Origin of the sequence: Acinetobacter sp. CFCC 10889 (assembly GCF_003268395.1) — a bacterium.
Classification (GTDB): Bacteria; Pseudomonadota; Gammaproteobacteria; order Pseudomonadales; family Moraxellaceae; genus Acinetobacter.
Window position 1 is genome coordinate 1 of sequence record NZ_LQXQ01000064.1, and the last position, 18503, is coordinate 18503.

The 18503-nt window shown below is 42.7% G+C and carries 23 protein-coding genes; 10 read left to right on the forward strand and 13 right to left on the reverse strand.

Going from position 1 to position 18503, the window contains the following annotated elements:
• The first annotated feature begins 247 nt into the window (after window positions 1-247).
• The 3 genes from AVJ19_RS17750 to AVJ19_RS17760 are packed head-to-tail and all read left to right on the forward strand — an operon-like array spanning window position 248 to window position 1994.
• A complete protein-coding gene (locus AVJ19_RS17750; protein ID WP_111860961.1) occupies window positions 248-820 on the forward strand; it encodes a nuclear transport factor 2 family protein in 573 nt (190 codons plus the stop codon).
• Window positions 796-1296: a chalcone isomerase family protein gene (locus tag AVJ19_RS17755; RefSeq protein WP_111860962.1), complete on the forward strand. Its 501-nt coding sequence runs from the start codon at window positions 796-798 to the stop codon at window positions 1294-1296. The genes AVJ19_RS17750 and AVJ19_RS17755 overlap by 25 nt, the downstream gene beginning before the upstream one ends.
• A gap of 11 nt (window positions 1297-1307) precedes the next feature.
• Window positions 1308-1994, forward strand: a complete 687-nt coding sequence (locus tag AVJ19_RS17760) for a response regulator transcription factor (protein WP_111860963.1) — start codon at window positions 1308-1310, stop codon at window positions 1992-1994.
• 17 nt (window positions 1995-2011) lie between these two features.
• On the opposite strand, the gene AVJ19_RS17765 is transcribed toward AVJ19_RS17760, so the two are convergent.
• The 8 genes from AVJ19_RS17765 to AVJ19_RS17800 all read right to left on the reverse strand — a co-directional run bounded on the left by AVJ19_RS17765 (window position 2012) and on the right by AVJ19_RS17800 (window position 10182).
• The gene (locus tag AVJ19_RS17765; RefSeq protein WP_111860975.1) at window positions 2012-3334 is read right to left on the reverse strand and encodes a sensor histidine kinase; all 1323 of its coding nucleotides are present in this window, start codon (window positions 3332-3334) and stop codon (window positions 2012-2014) included.
• 36 nt (window positions 3335-3370) lie between these two features.
• Window positions 3371-4420 carry an SAM-dependent methyltransferase gene (locus AVJ19_RS17770; RefSeq protein ID WP_111860964.1) on the reverse strand — a complete coding sequence of 350 codons (1050 nt, stop codon included), beginning with the start codon at window positions 4418-4420 and terminating at the stop codon, window positions 3371-3373.
• A gap of 8 nt (window positions 4421-4428) precedes the next feature.
• Complete coding sequence (locus AVJ19_RS17775) at window positions 4429-5208, reverse strand: DUF1295 domain-containing protein (RefSeq protein ID WP_111860965.1); 780 nt, start codon at window positions 5206-5208, stop codon at window positions 4429-4431.
• Window positions 5209-5232: 24 nt separating this feature from the next.
• Complete coding sequence (locus AVJ19_RS17780) at window positions 5233-6438, reverse strand: SAM-dependent methyltransferase (protein ID WP_111860966.1); 1206 nt, start codon at window positions 6436-6438, stop codon at window positions 5233-5235.
• Window positions 6435-7223: a DUF1365 domain-containing protein gene (locus AVJ19_RS17785; protein ID WP_111860967.1), complete on the reverse strand. Its 789-nt coding sequence runs from the start codon at window positions 7221-7223 to the stop codon at window positions 6435-6437. Before AVJ19_RS17785 ends, AVJ19_RS17780 begins: the two co-directional genes overlap by 4 nt.
• Complete coding sequence (locus AVJ19_RS17790; RefSeq protein ID WP_111860968.1) at window positions 7223-8515, reverse strand: NAD(P)/FAD-dependent oxidoreductase; 1293 nt, start codon at window positions 8513-8515, stop codon at window positions 7223-7225. The genes AVJ19_RS17785 and AVJ19_RS17790 overlap by 1 nt, the downstream gene beginning before the upstream one ends.
• The gene (locus AVJ19_RS17795) at window positions 8512-9498 is read right to left on the reverse strand and encodes an acyl-CoA desaturase (RefSeq protein ID WP_111860969.1); all 987 of its coding nucleotides are present in this window, start codon (window positions 9496-9498) and stop codon (window positions 8512-8514) included. The genes AVJ19_RS17790 and AVJ19_RS17795 overlap by 4 nt, the downstream gene beginning before the upstream one ends.
• A 135-nt stretch (window positions 9499-9633) precedes the next feature.
• The gene (locus AVJ19_RS17800) at window positions 9634-10182 is read right to left on the reverse strand and encodes a lipocalin family protein (protein ID WP_111860970.1); all 549 of its coding nucleotides are present in this window, start codon (window positions 10180-10182) and stop codon (window positions 9634-9636) included.
• Window positions 10183-10662: 480 nt separating this feature from the next.
• Between AVJ19_RS17800 and AVJ19_RS17805 the strand changes: the two genes are divergently transcribed.
• From AVJ19_RS17805 to AVJ19_RS17815, 3 genes are all read left to right on the forward strand, one after another.
• The gene (locus AVJ19_RS17805; protein ID WP_004799092.1) at window positions 10663-10878 is read left to right on the forward strand and encodes a cold-shock protein; all 216 of its coding nucleotides are present in this window, start codon (window positions 10663-10665) and stop codon (window positions 10876-10878) included.
• A 102-nt stretch (window positions 10879-10980) separates the two neighbouring features.
• On the forward strand, window positions 10981-11208 hold the full coding sequence (locus AVJ19_RS17810; protein ID WP_004761266.1) for a hypothetical protein: 228 nt from the start codon (window positions 10981-10983) through the stop codon (window positions 11206-11208).
• 64 nt (window positions 11209-11272) lie between these two features.
• Window positions 11273-11470 (forward strand): hypothetical protein, encoded by a 198-nt coding sequence (locus AVJ19_RS17815; RefSeq protein WP_019837892.1) that lies wholly within the window; start codon window positions 11273-11275, stop codon window positions 11468-11470.
• A 211-nt stretch (window positions 11471-11681) separates the two neighbouring features.
• Here the strand turns inward: AVJ19_RS17815 and nudC are convergent, their stop codons facing one another.
• On the reverse strand, window positions 11682-12404 hold the full coding sequence (gene nudC / locus AVJ19_RS17820; RefSeq protein ID WP_111860971.1) for an NAD(+) diphosphatase: 723 nt from the start codon (window positions 12402-12404) through the stop codon (window positions 11682-11684).
• A 383-nt stretch (window positions 12405-12787) separates the two neighbouring features.
• Between nudC and AVJ19_RS17825 the strand changes: the two genes are divergently transcribed.
• Together AVJ19_RS17825 and AVJ19_RS17830 are read left to right on the forward strand one after the other, a co-directional pair.
• Window positions 12788-14311: a cryptochrome/photolyase family protein gene (locus tag AVJ19_RS17825; RefSeq protein WP_111860972.1), complete on the forward strand. Its 1524-nt coding sequence runs from the start codon at window positions 12788-12790 to the stop codon at window positions 14309-14311.
• Window positions 14312-14347: 36 nt separating this feature from the next.
• Window positions 14348-14467, forward strand: a complete 120-nt coding sequence (locus AVJ19_RS17830; protein WP_236162469.1) for a DUF2256 domain-containing protein — start codon at window positions 14348-14350, stop codon at window positions 14465-14467.
• On the opposite strand, the gene AVJ19_RS17835 is transcribed toward AVJ19_RS17830, so the two are convergent.
• The 3 genes from AVJ19_RS17835 to AVJ19_RS17845 form a co-directional block, all read right to left on the reverse strand.
• Window positions 14464-14718, reverse strand: a complete 255-nt coding sequence (locus tag AVJ19_RS17835; protein WP_078194347.1) for a TIGR03643 family protein — start codon at window positions 14716-14718, stop codon at window positions 14464-14466. The two genes, AVJ19_RS17830 and AVJ19_RS17835, sit on opposite strands and share 4 nt — an antisense overlap.
• A 407-nt stretch (window positions 14719-15125) precedes the next feature.
• Complete coding sequence (locus tag AVJ19_RS17840) at window positions 15126-16439, reverse strand: type II toxin-antitoxin system HipA family toxin (protein ID WP_110975972.1); 1314 nt, start codon at window positions 16437-16439, stop codon at window positions 15126-15128.
• Window positions 16433-16792 (reverse strand): helix-turn-helix domain-containing protein, encoded by a 360-nt coding sequence (locus AVJ19_RS17845; protein ID WP_110975971.1) that lies wholly within the window; start codon window positions 16790-16792, stop codon window positions 16433-16435. The genes AVJ19_RS17840 and AVJ19_RS17845 overlap by 7 nt, the downstream gene beginning before the upstream one ends.
• A 132-nt stretch (window positions 16793-16924) precedes the next feature.
• Between AVJ19_RS17845 and AVJ19_RS17850 the strand changes: the two genes are divergently transcribed.
• Both AVJ19_RS17850 and AVJ19_RS17855 read left to right on the forward strand, forming a co-directional pair.
• Window positions 16925-17248 carry a hypothetical protein gene (locus tag AVJ19_RS17850; RefSeq protein WP_111860973.1) on the forward strand — a complete coding sequence of 108 codons (324 nt, stop codon included), beginning with the start codon at window positions 16925-16927 and terminating at the stop codon, window positions 17246-17248.
• Between the two features lie 34 nt (window positions 17249-17282).
• Window positions 17283-17549, forward strand: coding sequence for a hypothetical protein (locus AVJ19_RS17855; RefSeq protein ID WP_111860974.1), 267 nt, complete (start codon window positions 17283-17285; stop codon window positions 17547-17549).
• Between the two features lie 296 nt (window positions 17550-17845).
• Here the strand turns inward: AVJ19_RS17855 and AVJ19_RS17860 are convergent.
• Window positions 17846-18503 (reverse strand): type VI immunity family protein (locus AVJ19_RS17860; RefSeq protein WP_162626644.1); only part of this gene is annotated, 658 nt, incomplete at its 5' end.

Sequence of the window (18503 nt, forward strand, 5' to 3'; positions counted from 1 at the left end):
TCATTGCCCCTTTTGGTTTTATCTATTGTGACTATAATTTTTATGCAATGGTCAGAAAAAATAACGAAAATCGTGATGTCATGAATATCATTCATTGGCTAATGACTGAAGAAAAAAGAGAAAGTGAAATTTAATCCTCAATCATCAAAATTCTATTCAATGTACTGTCTTTAGTATCTATCTTCACATTCTGTTCACTTTAGCCTCTCTAAAGTGGGAGGATAAACTGTGAAGATGGACAGTGAATATGAATCAAGTCAAAACGTTAATGGCAATTGCCTTATCCTTACCAGTGCTTTTCCTGTCAGGATGTAAAAGTGTTCCTCGTTATTCCTCTGATTATGCAAATGCCAGAGCGAGTATTCAGGGAATACCCTTAGATGATGCAAAAGCACTAGAAATCGGTACCCGCTTCACTTCGGCATTTAATACCTTGGGCACACCTAAATTCGTTGAAAATGCTGGAGCACTGTATTCAGATCAGCTTTTTATTAACGACACTCTGTCGCAATTTTCATCGCGTCAAAAACTGCTTGAACATTTTCAGGGCATGAACAAACGGGTCAGCAAGGTCAGCGTCACGTTGTTAAACACCTCTTATCATCAAGACTCTGCCTATGTACATTGGCATATGGTTTATGATTTTAAAATGTTCGGGAAGACACAAACAATGGATTCATTTGGAATCAGTGAAATAAAGGTCAACCCAAACAATCAGATTATTTTCCAACAAGACTTCTGGGATCCGGCCAATGGTTTGTATCGTTCTTTACCTTATGTAGGAGGAACCTATTCATGGGTACTGCCTTTCAAAAAGTAGGAATCAGTACGGCGTTACTAATAGCATGTGGCTTCAGTCCATGGGTGCAGGCCCAAAGCTTAAACGCTTGTGGCAAAGGCCCACTCATGGTGGGACAAAAACAGGTTGGTGTGGCCAGTTACTTTGCGCAAAACTGTAATCAGCCTTGGCAAGGCCAAAACATGCAGATGGAGTTTTCCTACACACAAAATATTCCAGAATGGGCATTCAAACGTGCGGCCAGACATCTACTCCAACGTAATATCAAAGATCAAAAGATTCAGGCTGTTTTCAACCCAATCACCGATCTGTATCGTCCGGTCAGATCCGGTGACCTGTACCGTCTGAAATACAATCATGCCACGCAAACTCTAAGCTTATCCCTCAACCAGCAAAATCTGGGTCAACTGCAGCACCCACTGGCCCAGCAATATTTTAATATATGGCTAGGTCCTCAGCCATTTAGTGTTAAATTAAAACAGCAATTAATAAAGTAGTCTCTACAGTTATGTCTAAACATTTTATTTTGATGGTTGAAGATCATTACGAACTGGCATCTACCTTATGCGAGTTTCTAGAAGAGCATGGTTTTGTGGTCGATCATGCTCGAAACCTAAATGCTGCACGCCAATTGCTCAAGCAGCAACGCTATCATATTTTACTTTTAGATATTAACTTACCTGATGGTTCGGGTTATGAACTATGTGAATGGCTACGAAATAAAGAAGCTATGGACCTCCCTGTGCTGATGCTCACCGCACGCGATACGTTGAATGACAAACTCAAAGGTTTCAATTCAGGCACGGATGATTATCTAGTCAAGCCATTTGACTTTAATGAGCTGGTGGTTCGAGTCAAAGCTTTGATCAAGCGCTCACTGGGTGAAGTCTCCTCTAGCCGTCTTCAAATTCATGATCTGATTCTGGACCCTGCAACACAGCAACTGACTCGTGCAGGACAACCCATTGAACTGCCTCCCATTCAGTTCAAACTGCTCAAACTACTGATGCGTCATTCGCCTAAAGTTCTAACTAAACAGGAAATTATGATAGAGCTTTGGGGGGATGAAGAGCCTGAAAGCGATGCCCTACGCAGTCATATTTATAATCTGCGTAAAATGGTCGATAAGCCTTTTGAGCAAAAGCTAATTCATACCATCTCCGGGGTCGGTTTAAAGATCACTTTAGAAGCTTAAGCTCTAGAAGCCCAACCTTAATTTAAATACACGACGACAATCAGTCCAGTCGTCATCGCCAGATCAACATCCTGATGGGTATTGAGATAGTACTGTCGATCAAACAATTCCACTCGCCAGCCAAGCTGCTTGCACAACTTCTGTACCAATTGCAGTCCAATGCCATGACCTTTGATCTCTAATTGCAATTGCTGCCCCGACAGTTCTTGCACCTTTGAGTTATTCGGTAAAGGAATGCCGACACCATTATCTGCAATCAATACTGTATTTTTTTGCAAAATGACATCAATTTCTGTGCCTTGTGAATAATTCAGTGCATTCCGCAAAATATTTCCAAATACCATTTTGGTCATCGACGGATAAAGTTTACGTCGCTGTTCTTCTAGATCTTTTTGAAAATTTATCCGCATGCCTTTGTTATCGCTAACACTATCCAGATCCTGAACTAGATTTTCAAGACATTCGGAAAGCATAGTAGACTCAGCAGTTAAACTATTGGTGGTATTGCGGGCGATAGCCAGTAGTGTGTCCACTAATAGTTGCATGTCTTCAATGGTGTTGTTCAAGCGAGCAAATGATTTGTTGTCGCCATAGCGTGCCTGACACAGCTGCACATTGCCTTTTAGAATGGTCAGTGGCGTGCGCAGTTCATGGCTGACATCCCCGGTAAATTCACGCTCACGCTGAATAAACTCGCTTAATACCTGATGATATTTTTCTAACGCCTGCTTCAGATATTCTGCTTCTAGATTGGAATCGGTACGGATGTCCTGAAACGGCGAAGCCTGATTTTTATAGTCTTCCCAATCAATATGTTCCAGTGCGTTGGCAAGCCTGGTAATGGGAGAAAAATAGCGCCGAGCACGACGATTCCACCACCATAACATACTATAAAGTACAAACAAGCTGACCATCAGTGGTGCCAGACCAAACAGCCAGACCAGTTTATTGACATTGCTTTCGCCAAAAACCAACAGCACATGCTGCCCGTCTTTTTCACCATAAACGGTCATGCGTTCCTTGCCATCGACAAAATGCCGATTCACCCCTTGCTCAAGCGGCATAGTCTTAAATTGGGGCGGTGGCACAGTGTTCCAGCGGTAACCATACAGATTTTTGGTGTCGGGCAATTCTGCGGCAGGATTACGTTCTAATCGTTGCCAGTAGTGTGACATTTCCTGTTCTAGCGCTGTTCTGAGCAAAGACCCTTTAATCACCCAAGCACTGAAGCCAATCCCAATCACCACGGACAGGGCAATGAATCCGATTTGCAGCCAGTAGTATCGGTTAAACACCTCACCCAGAGGATGATCACGTTTATCCCTAAACAGCTTTAACATTGATGCATTCCCCCGCTGGCCCATCCCACTGTTCAGTTATACGGCTTTCTTCTTCAACAGAAAGTGTCCAATCACCCACTCGCGTCCATGGTCATAACCAAATAGCTCGGCACAGGCCATAAAGAAAATCCGCCAGCGCTGCCACCAGATTGCGGCATCCGCGCCATAAGTTTGTTCAAATAAGGGCTTTAGCTCGGCCTGTTTAGTATCCATATTTTCTAGCCAAGCATTTGCGGTACGTTCATACTGCGTGCCCGCCCATTGCCAGTGCTGTTCTAGCTGTAAATGCTGCTGAAAATGAAGGAAAGTTGAGGCTGCTGGCATCAAACCACCACTAAAGAAATATTGCGACATCCAGTCAAACTCATTTTTGACTTCAAAAGGATAATGCAAAAAACGATGACAGAAAATATGACACCACAATAAGCCATCTGGTTTGAGCCAAATACTGATATTTTCAAATAGTTTTTGATAGTTACGCACGTGCTCAAACATCTCCACCGATACCACACGGTCAAAAGAGGCAGGTTCAAGTTGCAACACATTGACATCACAAGTGATCACCGTCAGGTTATCCAGTTTTTTTAAACGGGCTTGTTCCTGAATATACTCGCGCTGCGTTGAAGAATTTGACACGACTGTAATACGGGCCGTTGGATAATGCTCGGCCATATATAGACTTAAAGACCCCCAACCGCAGCCAATTTCCAAAATATCCTGCGCGTCTTTCAGTTGTGCTCGCTGGCAATAGCATGCAAGAGTAGCTTCTTCAGCTTGGTCTAGCGTTGTATCGGCATGTTTAAATAGACTCGCGCTATATTTCAAACGCTTACCGAGTACTGCCTGAAAAAATGCGGTCGGCAGTTCATAATGCTGCTCATTGGCTTTGTCTGTCTCAATAGCAATTTCGCTGTTTTTCAGCATGGTCAGCACATCCATATAGCGCTGCGCTGCCAATGCGGGGTTAAACCGACCTTCTTGTGCCAAACGTTTTTTGCTTAAAGTACGAATGCCTGCACGAATCACTGGGTCTGGCACCTTGCCATTTTCGATCAGTTCTAAGGTTTTTTGAATCATAAAGTCCATGTATTTACCTACTCTTTGGGTGGCCACGGAATAAACATTGAAGTTCGTCGTTGATAGTCTTTATAGTTGTCGCCACGATGTGCCAGCGCCTGTTTTTCACTAAAGGGAATACCTGTAAAGTAGTACAAGAATAGCCACATCAGCAGTGGATATATCCATAATTCATAGCATCCTGCTGCCAAACCGAGCACTGGATAGGCAAACCAATGCAGCCATTCAAAAAAATAATTCGGATGGCGCGAATATTTCCACAAGCCCTGATCCATGGTTTTACCTTGATTCTGTGGATCTAGCTTAAAACGGTAAAGTTGCTGATCGGCAGTGCTTTCTCCTATCAAAGCCAAGAGCATGATCATGCCCGCCCCAATCACAGTGACCAAAGTCCAGTCATTCCATTGCTCGGTCGAGATACTTAATAACTTCAGCATTGGGTAGGAAAACAGTAGCGCCAAACCTGCCTGAAATATAAAAAACACCAGAAAACCAAGATGCTGATAGTCCCCCATCGCTCGGCGCATGTTGGCATAACGCGTGTCTTCTTGGGTTTCATTGGCATAGCGCCGTAACAGATGCCAAGTCAGCCGTGAAAACCAGATCCCACTCGCCAGTCCCAGAAATAACCGAACCAACAGTGGTGCACTGTGAATCGCCCAAGCGGCAATAATCACATTAAGAGCAATACTGAAACTCCAAGCGACATCGACTAGCCCTGCTCTGCGGTTATAGGTCACCAACACCCAGCTACAGAGCATGATGAAGACATTGAGCAAAAATAAATCTAGCAGCATGTCGCCCTCCTGTTTTATTTCTGCTTAGTAAGCACTGGCTTCAAACAGCAAATGCACATCACTGATCACGCCTTCCCTAAAACCACCTTCGCAATAACACAGATAAAAATCCCACATGCGGATAAAGCGCTCATCAAAACCAAGTTGCAGCACCTGATCACGCTGCTCCAGAAAACGCTGGCGCCAACACTTCAAGGTTTGTGCATAGCTTTGACCAATATCTTCCAGATGTTTGAGACGAAGTTTTTGCTCAGAAGCCGTTTGCGTCATCACACTGATACATGGAATAAAACTACCGGGGAAAATATAACGCTTAATGTAATCCACCGTATTTAAAGCTTTAACATAGCGTGCATCTTCAATGGTAATCGCCTGTATCAAGGCTAGACCATTCGGCTTAAGGAGCTCGCGGCATTTTTGGAAATAAGTTGGTAAATATTGCTCACCCACTGCTTCAATCATTTCAATGGACACCAATTTGTCGTATTTACCCTCGAGTAAACGGTAGTCCTGAAGCTGTACAGACACCCGATGAGACAGCCCTGCTTCAGCAACTCGGGCTACAGCCTCATCATATTGTGCCTGGGAAATGGTAATGGTGGTCACCATACAGCCATAATGCTGAGCCGCATAAATGGCAAAGCCTCCCCAGCCGCTGCCAATTTCAACCAAATGGTCCATCGGTTGCAATTGAAGTTTTTGGCAGATCAGTTCTTTTTTATAATCTGAAGCTTGTTCCAAGCTCATACAGGGTTCTTTAAACACCGCACTGGAATACATCATGCTGGAATCTAAGAACAATTTAAAAAAATCATTGCTCAAGTCATAATGCTCAGCAATATTCTGACGACTACCATCAATCGAATTCTTGCGGGATTTATACCAAGCCTTGAGTACCAACTGGCTAGCTTTTGCCACTACATTTTGATTCATCCGATCAAGCACATCACGATTACGCGCTAGAATACGAATTACATTGACCAGATCTTCACTGCTCCAGTAACCACGAATAAAGCCTTCTGCTGCCCCCAGTACACCATTACGGAACAGCAAATCGATAAGGCGTTGGTCGTGAACTTGAATTACAGCATGTAAGTCACTGTAGTTTTCCCCGACCAGACCATTCCAGATACCTTTAAATATTAACTGACCATGACGCAATTTCAGCAAATGCCGTAATACCACCGGCAGTTCGGTGTGCTCTCCCATTAACAGTGTTTTCATAGTCATGTCTTTCCTTTTTCTTTTTTAGGATGGCGGTAAAACGGAATTTTCTTTTTCCATAAACGAAAGGCATGCAGATAAATTCCGCTGACCATCCTGAAGGGTTCGAGAACTTTCAGTACAGCATAGCGATGCTGTTGTGAAGGAACTGTGATGGCCTCTAGGGAAAATTTCAGGGTGGCATCGAATTGCAGCACGGCCTGCTCAAACAGCTGCATATGAATCACGTTCTGATGATCAGAGAAGCTGAAGCGCCAACGATAATCTAGCTCCATCGGCATGAACGGTGACACATGAAAGACCTTTTTAAAGTCAAACTGATGACTCTGGTACGGCGCATGTTCGTCTGTATTGTTTCGGCAGTCGTGAATGTAGACCTGTCTTTCATTCCACGGTGTGTTGGTGATTTCACTCAGTACAAATATCAGTTGGTCGGTGGCATCAAAGACTAGATAAAACACTACAGAATTAAAGCGAAAGCCGAGTGTTCGTGGCAAAGCCAGCACCCGAATAGATGCGGCATGCGGTAATAGATAGTTTTCCCGCTTGATGAGCAAACGTGCGACCTTCTGCCGAATCGAACCATATTCCATGGTCAGAAAATCCCGCTCATCTAGGGTCAGGAAATTCCAGTGCCTAGAAGACCATAGCCAGGATTTTTGGGTAAAGCTTGAGAGTTGATCTGGGTCAAACCATAGATAGGTTAGCTGGGTCTCAAAAGCATGAGCTTTGGGCAAGTAACGGCGATGCCTAATTTCGGCAGCAGCGATCGCCAGTGGATACATCTGCATCATGCGCTCCTAGCTGCCTGCTCGGTCTGCTGCAATAGCTGATCGACTACCCAGGAAGCACTACGCGCGCCATCCTCATGAAAGCCCCAGCCCCAGTAAGCACCACAGTATGAGGTGCGGTTCTGACCATTAACCTCTGCCCAGCGTTGTTGTCCTTCAATGGCAGTTGCATCAAACACCGGATGACGGTAGTTTCGTTCCACCCAGACTTTTTTCGGATCGAGGTTAAAGTTAGGATTCAGGGTGGCAAAGACCTGAGTTTTGCATTGCAGGTTTTGCAACTGGTTCATCCAATAGCTAAAACCATAGTGCATATTACTATGCTGGAATGGCGTCTGTTCAGATCCTTGACTCGAGGTTACATGTACATGCCAACTCGCCCATTGGCGACGAGATTTGGGCATAATACTAGTATCTGAATGCACCACCATGCGGTTATCCTGATAGCGGAACTTACCGAGTACGTCCAACTCCTGAGCAGAAGGGTCTTTCAGTAATTTCAGACTATCATCAGCATGGCTGGCAAACACGACCCAGTCAAAACGTTCGGTGCCCTGTGTTGTTTCAATCAGTACATCATTGGCACTGCGTGAAACAAGCTGCACAGCAGTTTTGCGGAAGGTGATATTGGATTGGGCCTGAATCGCACGAACGTAATGCGCTGATCCTCCCTTGACCGTAAGCCATAACGGCCGGTCTTTTAATTGCAACATGCGATGGTGCTGGAAAAAGCTCACCACAAATTTATAGGGAATTTGTCCAGCTTGCTCCACCGGGCAAGACCACAGCGCTCCACACATCGGATAGAGATGTTCCTGACGAAAAGCTGTGCTATATCCATGTTGATTTAAATACTCATCAATACTGAGCTGTGCATCGACCTGTTCCACATCCAGATCTTTATTCGCCGCATAGAAACGGAACAGATCCGACAACATCGCGCGAAAATCCACATTAAAAAAGTTTTGCGGTCGGAATAACAGCGAGAATTTTTTTGAAGGATTGTACTGTAAGCCACTGACCTGATTATTCACCGAAAAGCCCATGTCACTGCTTTGCGATTGAATTCCAAGCTCTTTTAGCATCGAGCAGAACAGCGGGTAGTTATGCTCATTAAACACGATAAAGCCACTGTCTACCGCAACCTGTTCACCATCGATATTTAGCTGATGAGTATCAGTATGACCACCAAAGTAGTTATTCTTTTCAAAGACTGTAACTTGATGCGCTTTGCTGAGTTTCCAGGCAGCGTACAAACCGGAAATACCTGAACCAATAATTGCAATTTTCATGGTGATTCCTTCGAATGAATCGTGGTAGTACCTGCCGTAGCAGCTTTTTTATTTTTTCGAGCCTGAGCAATTTTACTGGCTTCATAAATCCGTGCCGGAATGGGCTTTAAGTCCCAAACTATCCCGAGCCAAGACATAATTTTTAGCAGGTAATAGGTCATATCAATCTGCCACCAGTAAAAACCCTGCCGGGTACTGCCTGCATAATAATGGTGATTGTTGTGCCAGCCTTCGCCCAAGGTAATGATAGACAAGAATAAATTGTTGCGGCTGTGGTCATCCGTGTCAAAATCACGGCTACCGTAATGATGCGCCAGTGAATTGATACATAAGGTCGCATGGATCAACAACACCGTGGACACCACAAATCCCCAGACCAGAAGTTGCAGGCCGGACGTCCCGAGTTGTGGCCAAGTGATTGCCAACCATTCGCCTAGTACATAAATCCCGCCTGCAGTCAGCAGCACCACAATCAAACTGAAACGGTCTAGCCAGATCAGCTCTGGATATTTCAGCCAGTCCTTGATGACTTCTTTACGTGTAGAAAAATTATATTCATTCAGAAACCAACCCACATGGCTATACCAAAAACCATGCGTCGAGGAATGCGGATCTTTCAAGGTATCAGTATAGCGATGGTGATAGCGGTGATGCGCCGCCCACCAGAGCGGACCACGTTGCGCGCTCATGGTGCCAATCAGCACAAACAGAAACTGTACGGGACGTGAAGTCTGAAAAGTTTTATGCGATAAATAGCGATGAAAAAAAGCCGTAATGGAAAACATACGAATCAGGTAGAACAGCAGCATAAAGCCCACTGCAAACCACGACACTCCCACCCAGAACACTGCTAGACAAGCCAGATGCAACAGAATAAAAGGTAAAATCCGCTGCCACTGAATCTTGCTGTTTTCAGCCGTCAGTGTTTCGGGCACTGTGGGTGTGGACCAGCTGTCTACCCATCGCATCAGACTTTTCAACATCGACTCACCCTAAATTTTTGCAACTATATTTATTCTATTTGATTAGTTTAATCAGTCAGATATGAATTTTATGTGAAGTAAATAAAAAAAACCGAACTGTAGAGAGATTTATCAGTTCGGCAAAAGGTTAGCAGATTAATGAGGCAATTTGATAAGTTTTGTGACGTCGTAACCATAATGTTTTGCAGTGTCTATATATGACTTATAAGTTGCTTCATCTAGTTGCGGTTGACGTGACAAAATCCATAGGTATTTATTACTTGGGCCACCCACCAGTGCCACTTTATATTCCGGGTCTACTCGTAATACCCAGTAATGACCTTTAGTAAAGGGGATCCATCTTAAACCTTTAGGCAAAAAGCTGACCTTCAGTTTGCTGTTCCCCTGATTTTGCGAATACGCAACACCTTCAGAGCTAATTATCTCACCATTGGCAGTTCGGCAGCTATTCAATACGCCGATAGTTTGATCGGCATTGACGCTATATTGTGCCGTGATATTAGCTGTACATTTACGCTGAAAATACATCGGTAAATGCGCAATTTCATACCATTTACCGGCATACTTCTGTATATCTATTCGTTCAACTGCCTGAGGCGCAGCAGTTTCTGCTTGAGTCGTTGTATTTAAGCTGATGATAGACAGTGCTATCGCTGCAAAAGCAGACTTAAATCGCATCTTCATTTTTTAGCCCTGTTAGATCTCAGGATTAAGATAACCCAAGTCGATGTGAACAAAGTGTGAAGATTTAATGCAGGATAAAGGTAGGCGAAATTTCAATCTTACAGCCTGAGAAAATGGGGAAAATCATTTTTTCTTGGATCCCCTTTTAACGCGGTAAATTGGTTTTTCAGATTCAATGTAGCAATATTGTCGATAGTATTGTTTAAAAAAGTCAAATAGATCAACATATTACTTTCATACCCAATCATCTTTTATAAGGTAATTAAATATACATATAAAAAAACTTGATTAATTTTATTTTTAAGGTATAGTTAACTCAACTAGAAAAAAGTCTTGTTGCATTAAATCTCTCTTAAGTATCGTCGTTTTATTCATAATTCTTCGTTTTTTCAGATTTTAAGTTTCATTCTTTATTATTTTCAAAGTTATATGCAGTCAATAAAATGACTAAAAATTATTAAAAAATCAGTAGGATTTATTATGTCAAACTCAAATGTTGTTAAAGGTACCGTTAAGTGGTTCAATGAAACTAAAGGTTTTGGTTTTATTCAACAAGAATCAGGTCCAGATGTTTTTGCTCACTTCAGTGAAATTGCCAACTCAGGTTTTAAAACCTTATTCGAAGGCCAACAGGTTGAATTTAGTATTGCTCAAGGTCAAAAAGGACCGAATGCGGTCAATATTGTTGCTATATAAGCACTAAAATACGAGTTGAAAAAGCACTACTCAGTGCTTTTTTAATTTTAAAGAAAAGTTGTTGTTCCATATTGGAAAAAAATCATAAAAACAGGATATAAATTGTTAAAAGTTAATGAATTAATTGCAAAATCTAAAAATGGTACTGAAATTATCGTTTCTTTAATTCCCTTAAATAAAATGCAGAATACACGTCAAGGTTTTAAAGAAATTGAAGTGGGTAAAAGAGTTCTGCTGGAATCTGGAATTGAGGTAGATTTAAATTTAGATGGTCGTACATTTTATACGTCTTTAAATCAATTATTTAAGCTAAATCAAAAAGTTATTTAAAAAATAATATATTGCCTAATCAATTGAATAGCCGCTCTGCCATAATCTTGTTAAAGGTGAACTAATGTTTAAACAAAATCTAAATGTAAAAGACCAATTTGGTATCAAATATTCTATTCAGGCCACGGTTGAGCGCCATTTTAGTGCTAGCCAGTCTTGTTCCCATGTCAAATATATTACCGTGGACGGTGAAGATATTCGGCCCAGTTTTGAAATGTTTTTCCAAAGTACTTCTAGCGGAAAAATTTTCAAAATTATTTAAGTCGATGAACTACTCACAGCTAAAACAAGATGATAATATAAAAATATTTATATATTATCGCTTTATATTATTTATAACTCATATAATAATTTTAAATTTCTAGTGGCTTAACTCGCCCTTAAAAGAGCGAGAATGCGCACTATATTATTTGTTCAAAATTTCAAAGCCACTCTTTGCTGTCATCTGCCACAGGCATTCCATGCATCACATGCTAAATCATTGCATAAGCGATACTACCTCTAAATGGAATCTCTGGTAACTGATTAAACTTGAAAAATTGCGCATCGCTCAGCTCATCTTCCTGAAGCTGAATCTCACCCGAGTGATACTCTGCACTGAAAGCCATCATCAGGTTGCTAGGAAACGGCCAGGGCTGACTAGCCAGATATTGAATATTCTTGATCTGCAGCCCAACTTCTTCCAGCGTCTCACGGCGTACTGCCTCCTCTAAGGTTTCGCCCACTTCAACAAATCCAGCAATTAGGCTATACATCTGGGTTTTATTGCGGGCATTTTTTGCCAACAGAATTTCATCTTCGCCGCGGGTGATGATAGTAATCACACAAGGATTCACCCGTGGATACTGGTTATAGCTACAGGATGGACAGACCATGGCATACTGGCTGACATGCTGCTGAGTGGCGTGACCGCATTTACTGCAGAAGCGGTGGTTACGACGCCACTCCAGTAACTGCACAGCACGGCTGGCCTGTTCAAACTGCGGCCTGCTCCAGACCTGTACCAGTTGCCGGATCGGGACCAGTTGATAACCTTCTGGTACTGATTCATTTTCTTTTAGATCCCGTGCAATGACTTGGCCATTTTCCGACAGATCCAAGTCGTGCTGCAGTTTTTCTACCTGCGGCAACTGAAAATATTCATCCACCAGTAATTGCTGCTGTCTAAAAATATACGCTTTTGAATGCATGCTCATGACATCCACTGATTAAAAAAAATCCCATACATGGGGGTGTATGGGACAAAACTAAGGAAGCTTACATAGAGTAACTTCTCTTTAGATACTAAGCGCACGCTGCCTAAATTACAACCATAATAATTTGTATCTTTTTGATTAAAATCACATAATTTTCACAACAATTATGTCTTCAGGAATAATGCGAAGCGAGTTTCATCAACTGGCTGTAGCATTATAGAGATGAACACTCTGTTATTGTAGCAATCATGATTCCTGTGCAATGTCAGCAGATCATCTGGTCGGGCTGAATTGACTGAACATGCGGACTGATCTGTGTTTTCACAAAAAATTGAACTGTCTGGCTTTACACTAGACTATCTTTGATCGGGTCTGGAAGGGCTATGCGTTTCGGTTTAATTTTAGGTGACCAGCTTCATCATCAGCTCGCTACGCTTAAAGCGCTGGACCGTACCCGGGATGTGATCCTGATGGCCGAAGTGGTTGAGGAAGCGACTTATGTCGCCCATCATCCGCAGAAAATTGCCCTGATTTTTAGCGCAATGCGGCATTTTGCCAAAGAGCTCAAAGCGGAAGGCTGGCGTGTACGTTACCATGCTTTTCAGTACGGCAGTCCGATTCGTAGCCTGCTGGATTTCGTACAGGCACAGCAACTGCTGTTCCCCGTCACAGAATTGGTAATGACCCGATGCGGGGAATACCGCCTGCAGCAGCAGATTGAAAAGCACTGGAGCCAGCAGCTGCAACTGCCGGTACAGTGTCTGGATGACGATCGTTTTTTCTGTAGCCCGGAGCAGTTCCGGCACTGGGCCAGCCGCTACCAGACGTTGCGCATGGAATATTTTTACCGGGAAATGCGTAAACAGACCGGTTATTTGATGCAGAGACAGCAGCCGCTTGGACAACAGTGGAACTATGACAGCGCCAATCGCAAGGCATGGTCAGGCACTCCACCATTGCCTCCAACACTTCATTTTGAACGCGATCAGATTGATCTGGATGTAATGCAAATGGTTGAGCGCGAGTTTCCGCTTCACGCAGGCAGCCTTGACAACTTCCGCTGGGCCACCACACGTAGCAATGCTCTGCTTGCACTGGAGCATTTCATTACCCACAGTTTGCCGCATTTTGGAGATTATCAGGATGCCATGGTTCAGGGTGCAGACATGCTGTTTCACAGCCTGCTCTCGCCTTATCTAAACTGTGGCTTGCTGCTGCCGCGAGAAGTCTGTGATGCCGCAGAAACGGCCTACTATGCCGGTCATGCACCACTGAATGCAGTGGAAGGTTTTATCAGGCAAATCCTCGGCTGGCGCGAATATGTCCGCGGAATTTACTGGCTGTACATGCCGGAGTATGCCAGCCGCAATGCGCTGCAGTACTCAACCCCGTTGCCACAATTTTACTGGACTGGCCGCACTCAGATGAACTGCATGGCTGAGTGTTTCCGTAATACTTTTCAGCATGCGTATGCACATCATATTCAGCGTTTGATGGTGACTGGAAATTTTGCCCTGTTAACGGGTGTAGACCCTCAGCAGATCAGTGAGTGGTATCTGGCAGTATATGCCGACGCCTATGAATGGGTAGAACTACCGAACACCTTGGGCATGGTAATGCATGCCGATGGTGGCTTAATGGCCAGCAAGCCCTATGGGGCTTCGGGCAATTATATCCATAAGATGTCGGATTACTGCAAGCACTGTAGCTACAATGTCAAAACCCGTACCGAACCGGACAGCTGTCCTTTCAACAGCCTGTACTGGTATTTCATGATCCGGCATGAAGCGACATTCCGTACTCATCCACGTATGTGCATGATCTATCGACAGCTGGACAAGCTTAAAGATCGACCTCAGATTATCAGCCATGCCCAGCAACTTCTTAGCCGGATTGATGAGTTATAAACCATGAAAAAACAGCATTTTCCTGAAAAAATCTGTATGCACTGTTTGCGTCCTTTTACTTGGCGCAAAAAATGGCAACGCTGCTGGGAGGAAGTCAGATACTGTTCTGAACGATGTAAACGTGAGTCCAGACAGCGGTCAAAATCAAACGCTTAGAAACGCTTGTATTGCCGTGAACAATAGGCCCGTATCACGTCGGGTGAACGCAGTTGCAGATGTTTGGTTTTTCGGCCGGTGACGCGTCCACGCCACATTTTAAAACTCGATGCTTTCATATTTTGCCGCATCAAGCGGATCACCGCCGCTTCATTTAAACCATACTCACATAAAATAGCTTCAAAAGGAGTTCTATCTTCCCAAGCCATTTCTATAATTCTGGATAAGTCCTCTTCAGAAAATTGATTCATACCATTCTCGTTTTTAATCATCACGAAGCGTCAATAAGCTTTATCGACTTTAATCTGACTAAAAGAATAACAATACAATCATGAATTTTTTGTGAACCGTACCGGGTCTATTGGAGATAAAACTTTCTGAGATGAAAAGCATTGCTTCGCAAGACGTAGCAAAGCGTAGTGAAAGAAGAACTTTAAAAGCTTTATTTTCACCCGATAAAATACCCATAAAACAAGAGGAAGCTCAAATGAGCTTCCTCTTGTGAAAAATTGTGGGACAGCAATGAGTTATAAGCTGCCTTTTTTATTCATTTCTGCCTTGAAATAAACGCGAGTCCAAACCTATCGATCTAGGCCCACGTTAAAATATATGCAAAAAAAAGCCACCCGAAGGTAGCTCAGTTGGTAATAAAGACAATTTAGAATTTCAAGCGCAGGTTTTGCTCAACGCGCTCAATCAGAACCTTAGGTACATTTGATTGCACGGCGAGTGAAGTCCAACTTGAAACCGCCTCGATAACCTCTTCCAAAATCTGGCGAATACGCTGTTCATTAAAGATTGGACTTAGCTTCTCGAATGACAGGAAATCAGCCATTTCAAAATTGTCACGCTTTCCGTTAAGAGTCATCCAATGTTGATCTACCCAAAAAGAGTTCGGCTTATAGCTATATGCCAAGTCATAAGCTGGTGCCAGTTTCCATTGATTATCTACAAGCATGTAGCCAAAGTTCTTTGAGTGGTCATCGTGGTTACGAGATACCACATTGAATACCATACGTCTAAACAACTGTTCTGCCTCGGCTGCAGTCAAACGCAAATGACGGTTCACGTTAAATATTTCTTCGTAAGAGAAAGAACCCGGTTTTTTATAATCCACATGCGCCAGGCCATTCAAGGATTGAATGTGAATCTTCTCATTCCCAACGCGATCAAAACGCTGCGTGATGAAATGTTGACGATCACCCTCTTGCAGCAACTTACAAGGCATCATTTCAATACCGCATTTTAAGGCCATTTGATGATAAACATACTCCATTGCGCCGTAGCCCATTGGATCACCAAAAGTTTCTTTATTGACGTTATGCTCACTCACACCATCAAACTTCATCAAGTAGTGCGTAAAGCCATCTGGAACATCTGTTTGACCTGAACGGACTTGGCTGTAATCCTCATTAAATGCAAGTACTGCTTTAGGGCGTGCGCCACCTGCACTTGTACCCACAGATAGAAGCGCAAGCATGGCATCCTTGTCTTCTGCACCATTATTATTAAGATCAACCTCTAAAGATGAACGAGTGTCTAATACATCTTGGGCGATTTTAATCAACTCAATAATTTCAACTTGCTGAGACGCATTAAAACCATTCATTGATTTCATAGGGTGATACTCTAATGCACCCATGCCGCGCTTACCTGTATATTTCAGGCGTTCTAATGGAGTGATAGAGTCAGGAGATCGACCGTTACGTGCTGTCCACGCATTTAAAATTCGATTACCAAAATCATCAGGTAGTGAGTCAGCAAACAAACCTGCCAAACCCTTGAATGTTTCAGGGTTTAATGTTGGGAATGTATAAACACCCTCTCCTAAAGGCATATACAACGGAGAAAGCTCGATACCACTGTCAAGAAATGATTTAGAGTATTCAAAGGCACTTGGCTGTCCCTCTGTATACGCCATAACCCCAACATCCATACCAAGATATTCAACGCTTACTGTATCTCTCACCATCCTAAATCATCCTTATTCGCAGTTAATATTTTCTTGTTGTTCGAGTTAGCCTTATGTTCACCCGAAGCCTTTTTACGCTCTTTACCTTGCAACTTATGGAGTTGAATTGGCGATATTGGTTGGGGCGGTAAAAACAGATCTATCTGGTCCCTCATGTTTAGAGCATCCAAATATGCGATCAGATTTTCCAGTGTGACTTTCCCTTTCTCAGCATTAATAATTGCGCGTCTCTCTAAGCCGGATATCTCAGATATCTCAACTTGAGTTAAATCTTTATTAAGCCGAGCCTGTTTGATACGCTCACCAATTTCTAATGCTTTTGCATGGCTTGAACTTGTAGATCTAAATCCCATTGTTTAATACAATCTTTTGTACCTAACGAGCATATTTTAGCACATTAGTACCATTTTATGTACTAAACGTAATGTGTATTTTAGACTAATAAGTGTTATTTTAAATCATAAATATCGCATTGATGTACTTGCATGAAACCGCACGATTCAAATCATAACGACACCCAAAATAGTACACCTGCAGACAAGGAAATAATTGAGCTGCATAGCGAAGATATTGAAGTGTTGCGCTTACTTGGTGAAAGCTTTGTCACGATCCGTCATCTAGCTGGTCCAGCCTTCAGAACGCTTACCGATAAGCAAAAATTAGATTTAATTTCAAACATTGCAGATGCGAGTCACAACCTACCCAACGTCTTATCAAAAGGTGGTCATCAATCTTGCCTGAATTTTCTTATGGCAGATGCAACCCACCTTCGTACTCAGCTGTTAAAACTACGTGACCTCAACCAATAGGTCACTCCCATAAACAAAAAAAGGTTCATAAGAGATGGAAGTAGCTGAAAAATTAGTTTGCCCTAAATGTCAGGGGCAACTAGCCATTTGGTTTGAGATGGCGACCGAGTATTCAAGAAAAATCCACCCCAAGACTGGTGAAATTAAAACTCGTATAAGCAAATCAGAACCCGAACGAACGGAACGCCAAGGTATTAAATGCACTGAATGTGAATGGCTTGAATCATCTGACGACTTTAGCGAAGAAGCAGCTGAAATTATCGATAAGGTTAAAATTGATCTTGATGACCCTTCTCACTAGAATCCGCATAAAAATTCACGGCGCATAGAATAGAATCCTCTTTAATGCGCAATTTTTACTACACATCATTTAGTACAGTATTTGGTACAATACACATATATTTCATTTGTTATGTACACTTTATTGTACTAAACAAAATTACTTAAAGTTGCGGTTTTAGCTCATTTTCTTGCGCTAAATTGACAGATTTCTCGCGCCATTATTGTTGCCAATTTAATCAACAAGCATCGTATATACGATAGCAAAGCCCTTTATCAGCCTGCATTGATGTATCACCAGGCCATTAAATCTATCAACTATTCAACTTTAATAATTTCACTGACCAAGTGCCATTTAACCGTTTTGGCTTCTTTAAGTTCAGCGTGATCAAAGAATGCCAAGAATCTAGGCGCTATATCACCTACCAATAGGACTACATGCTGTCTATAATCACTGGTGTAGTTTTCTTCGTAGTCAGTTCGGTTTACATGGCCTGCATGCACCGGCTTTCCATCGATATCCAATTCATCGTCGTAACGATATACACCAGCAACCTTGCAGGCTTTCCCTGTCTCCAAATACACAGCTTTATCCTTTGGAGGCACTTCTTTGTAATAACCTTGATCTGGGAATATACCTGGTGCATCTAAACGACGAATCCATTTGCGCGTTGCATCCGTATCTAGCACTTTATAGTTTTTCCCAACATCTTTACTAATGGCCCAATACGCACCATTTCGTAAAGGTCTTAACGCCTTATTGAGATTAAAGTAACTATCAGGAATTGGCTCAGCCTGCGGAAGTATCTGAGGAAATTCTTCGAGAAGGAATTGAAATCCGTGGGGCTTTTGTTGCACTTTAACTTTCAGTAATTCGCAGTACTTCGGGAACATCGTCAATGAGCAAATGCACTGTGCCAATGTGTTGCTGATATAGGTGAACCAATCAATACTCTTAATGCCATTTCGAATTAAT

Bases quoted from the DNA above. Each gene is read 5' to 3' on its own strand.
- AVJ19_RS17750 (WP_111860961.1), top strand. From the start codon at position 248: ATGAATCAAGTCAAAACGTTAATGGCAATTGCCTTATCCTTACCAGTG.
- AVJ19_RS17790 (WP_111860968.1), bottom strand. From the start codon at position 8,515: ATGAAAATTGCAATTATTGGTTCAGGTATTTCCGGTTTGTACGCTGCC.
- AVJ19_RS17765 (WP_111860975.1), bottom strand. From the start codon at position 3,334: ATGTTAAAGCTGTTTAGGGATAAACGTGATCATCCTCTGGGTGAGGTG.
- AVJ19_RS17785 (WP_111860967.1), bottom strand. From the start codon at position 7,223: ATGCAGATGTATCCACTGGCGATCGCTGCTGCCGAAATTAGGCATCGC.
- AVJ19_RS17825 (WP_111860972.1), top strand. From the start codon at position 12,788: ATGCGTTTCGGTTTAATTTTAGGTGACCAGCTTCATCATCAGCTCGCT.
- AVJ19_RS17795 (WP_111860969.1), bottom strand. From the start codon at position 9,498: ATGTTGAAAAGTCTGATGCGATGGGTAGACAGCTGGTCCACACCCACA.
- AVJ19_RS17755 (WP_111860962.1), top strand. From the start codon at position 796: ATGGGTACTGCCTTTCAAAAAGTAGGAATCAGTACGGCGTTACTAATA.
- AVJ19_RS17775 (WP_111860965.1), bottom strand. From the start codon at position 5,208: ATGCTGCTAGATTTATTTTTGCTCAATGTCTTCATCATGCTCTGTAGC.
- AVJ19_RS17840 (WP_110975972.1), bottom strand. From the start codon at position 16,439: ATGGTGAGAGATACAGTAAGCGTTGAATATCTTGGTATGGATGTTGGG.
- AVJ19_RS17830 (WP_236162469.1), top strand. From the start codon at position 14,348: ATGCACTGTTTGCGTCCTTTTACTTGGCGCAAAAAATGGCAACGCTGC.
- AVJ19_RS17805 (WP_004799092.1), top strand. From the start codon at position 10,663: ATGTCAAACTCAAATGTTGTTAAAGGTACCGTTAAGTGGTTCAATGAA.
- AVJ19_RS17815 (WP_019837892.1), top strand. From the start codon at position 11,273: ATGTTTAAACAAAATCTAAATGTAAAAGACCAATTTGGTATCAAATAT.
- AVJ19_RS17835 (WP_078194347.1), bottom strand. From the start codon at position 14,718: ATGAATCAATTTTCTGAAGAGGACTTATCCAGAATTATAGAAATGGCT.
- AVJ19_RS17850 (WP_111860973.1), top strand. From the start codon at position 16,925: ATGAAACCGCACGATTCAAATCATAACGACACCCAAAATAGTACACCT.
- AVJ19_RS17845 (WP_110975971.1), bottom strand. From the start codon at position 16,792: ATGGGATTTAGATCTACAAGTTCAAGCCATGCAAAAGCATTAGAAATT.
- AVJ19_RS17800 (WP_111860970.1), bottom strand. From the start codon at position 10,182: ATGAAGATGCGATTTAAGTCTGCTTTTGCAGCGATAGCACTGTCTATC.
- AVJ19_RS17780 (WP_111860966.1), bottom strand. From the start codon at position 6,438: ATGACTATGAAAACACTGTTAATGGGAGAGCACACCGAACTGCCGGTG.
- AVJ19_RS17760 (WP_111860963.1), top strand. From the start codon at position 1,308: ATGTCTAAACATTTTATTTTGATGGTTGAAGATCATTACGAACTGGCA.
- AVJ19_RS17770 (WP_111860964.1), bottom strand. From the start codon at position 4,420: ATGGACTTTATGATTCAAAAAACCTTAGAACTGATCGAAAATGGCAAG.
- nudC (WP_111860971.1), bottom strand. From the start codon at position 12,404: ATGAGCATGCATTCAAAAGCGTATATTTTTAGACAGCAGCAATTACTG.
- AVJ19_RS17855 (WP_111860974.1), top strand. From the start codon at position 17,283: ATGGAAGTAGCTGAAAAATTAGTTTGCCCTAAATGTCAGGGGCAACTA.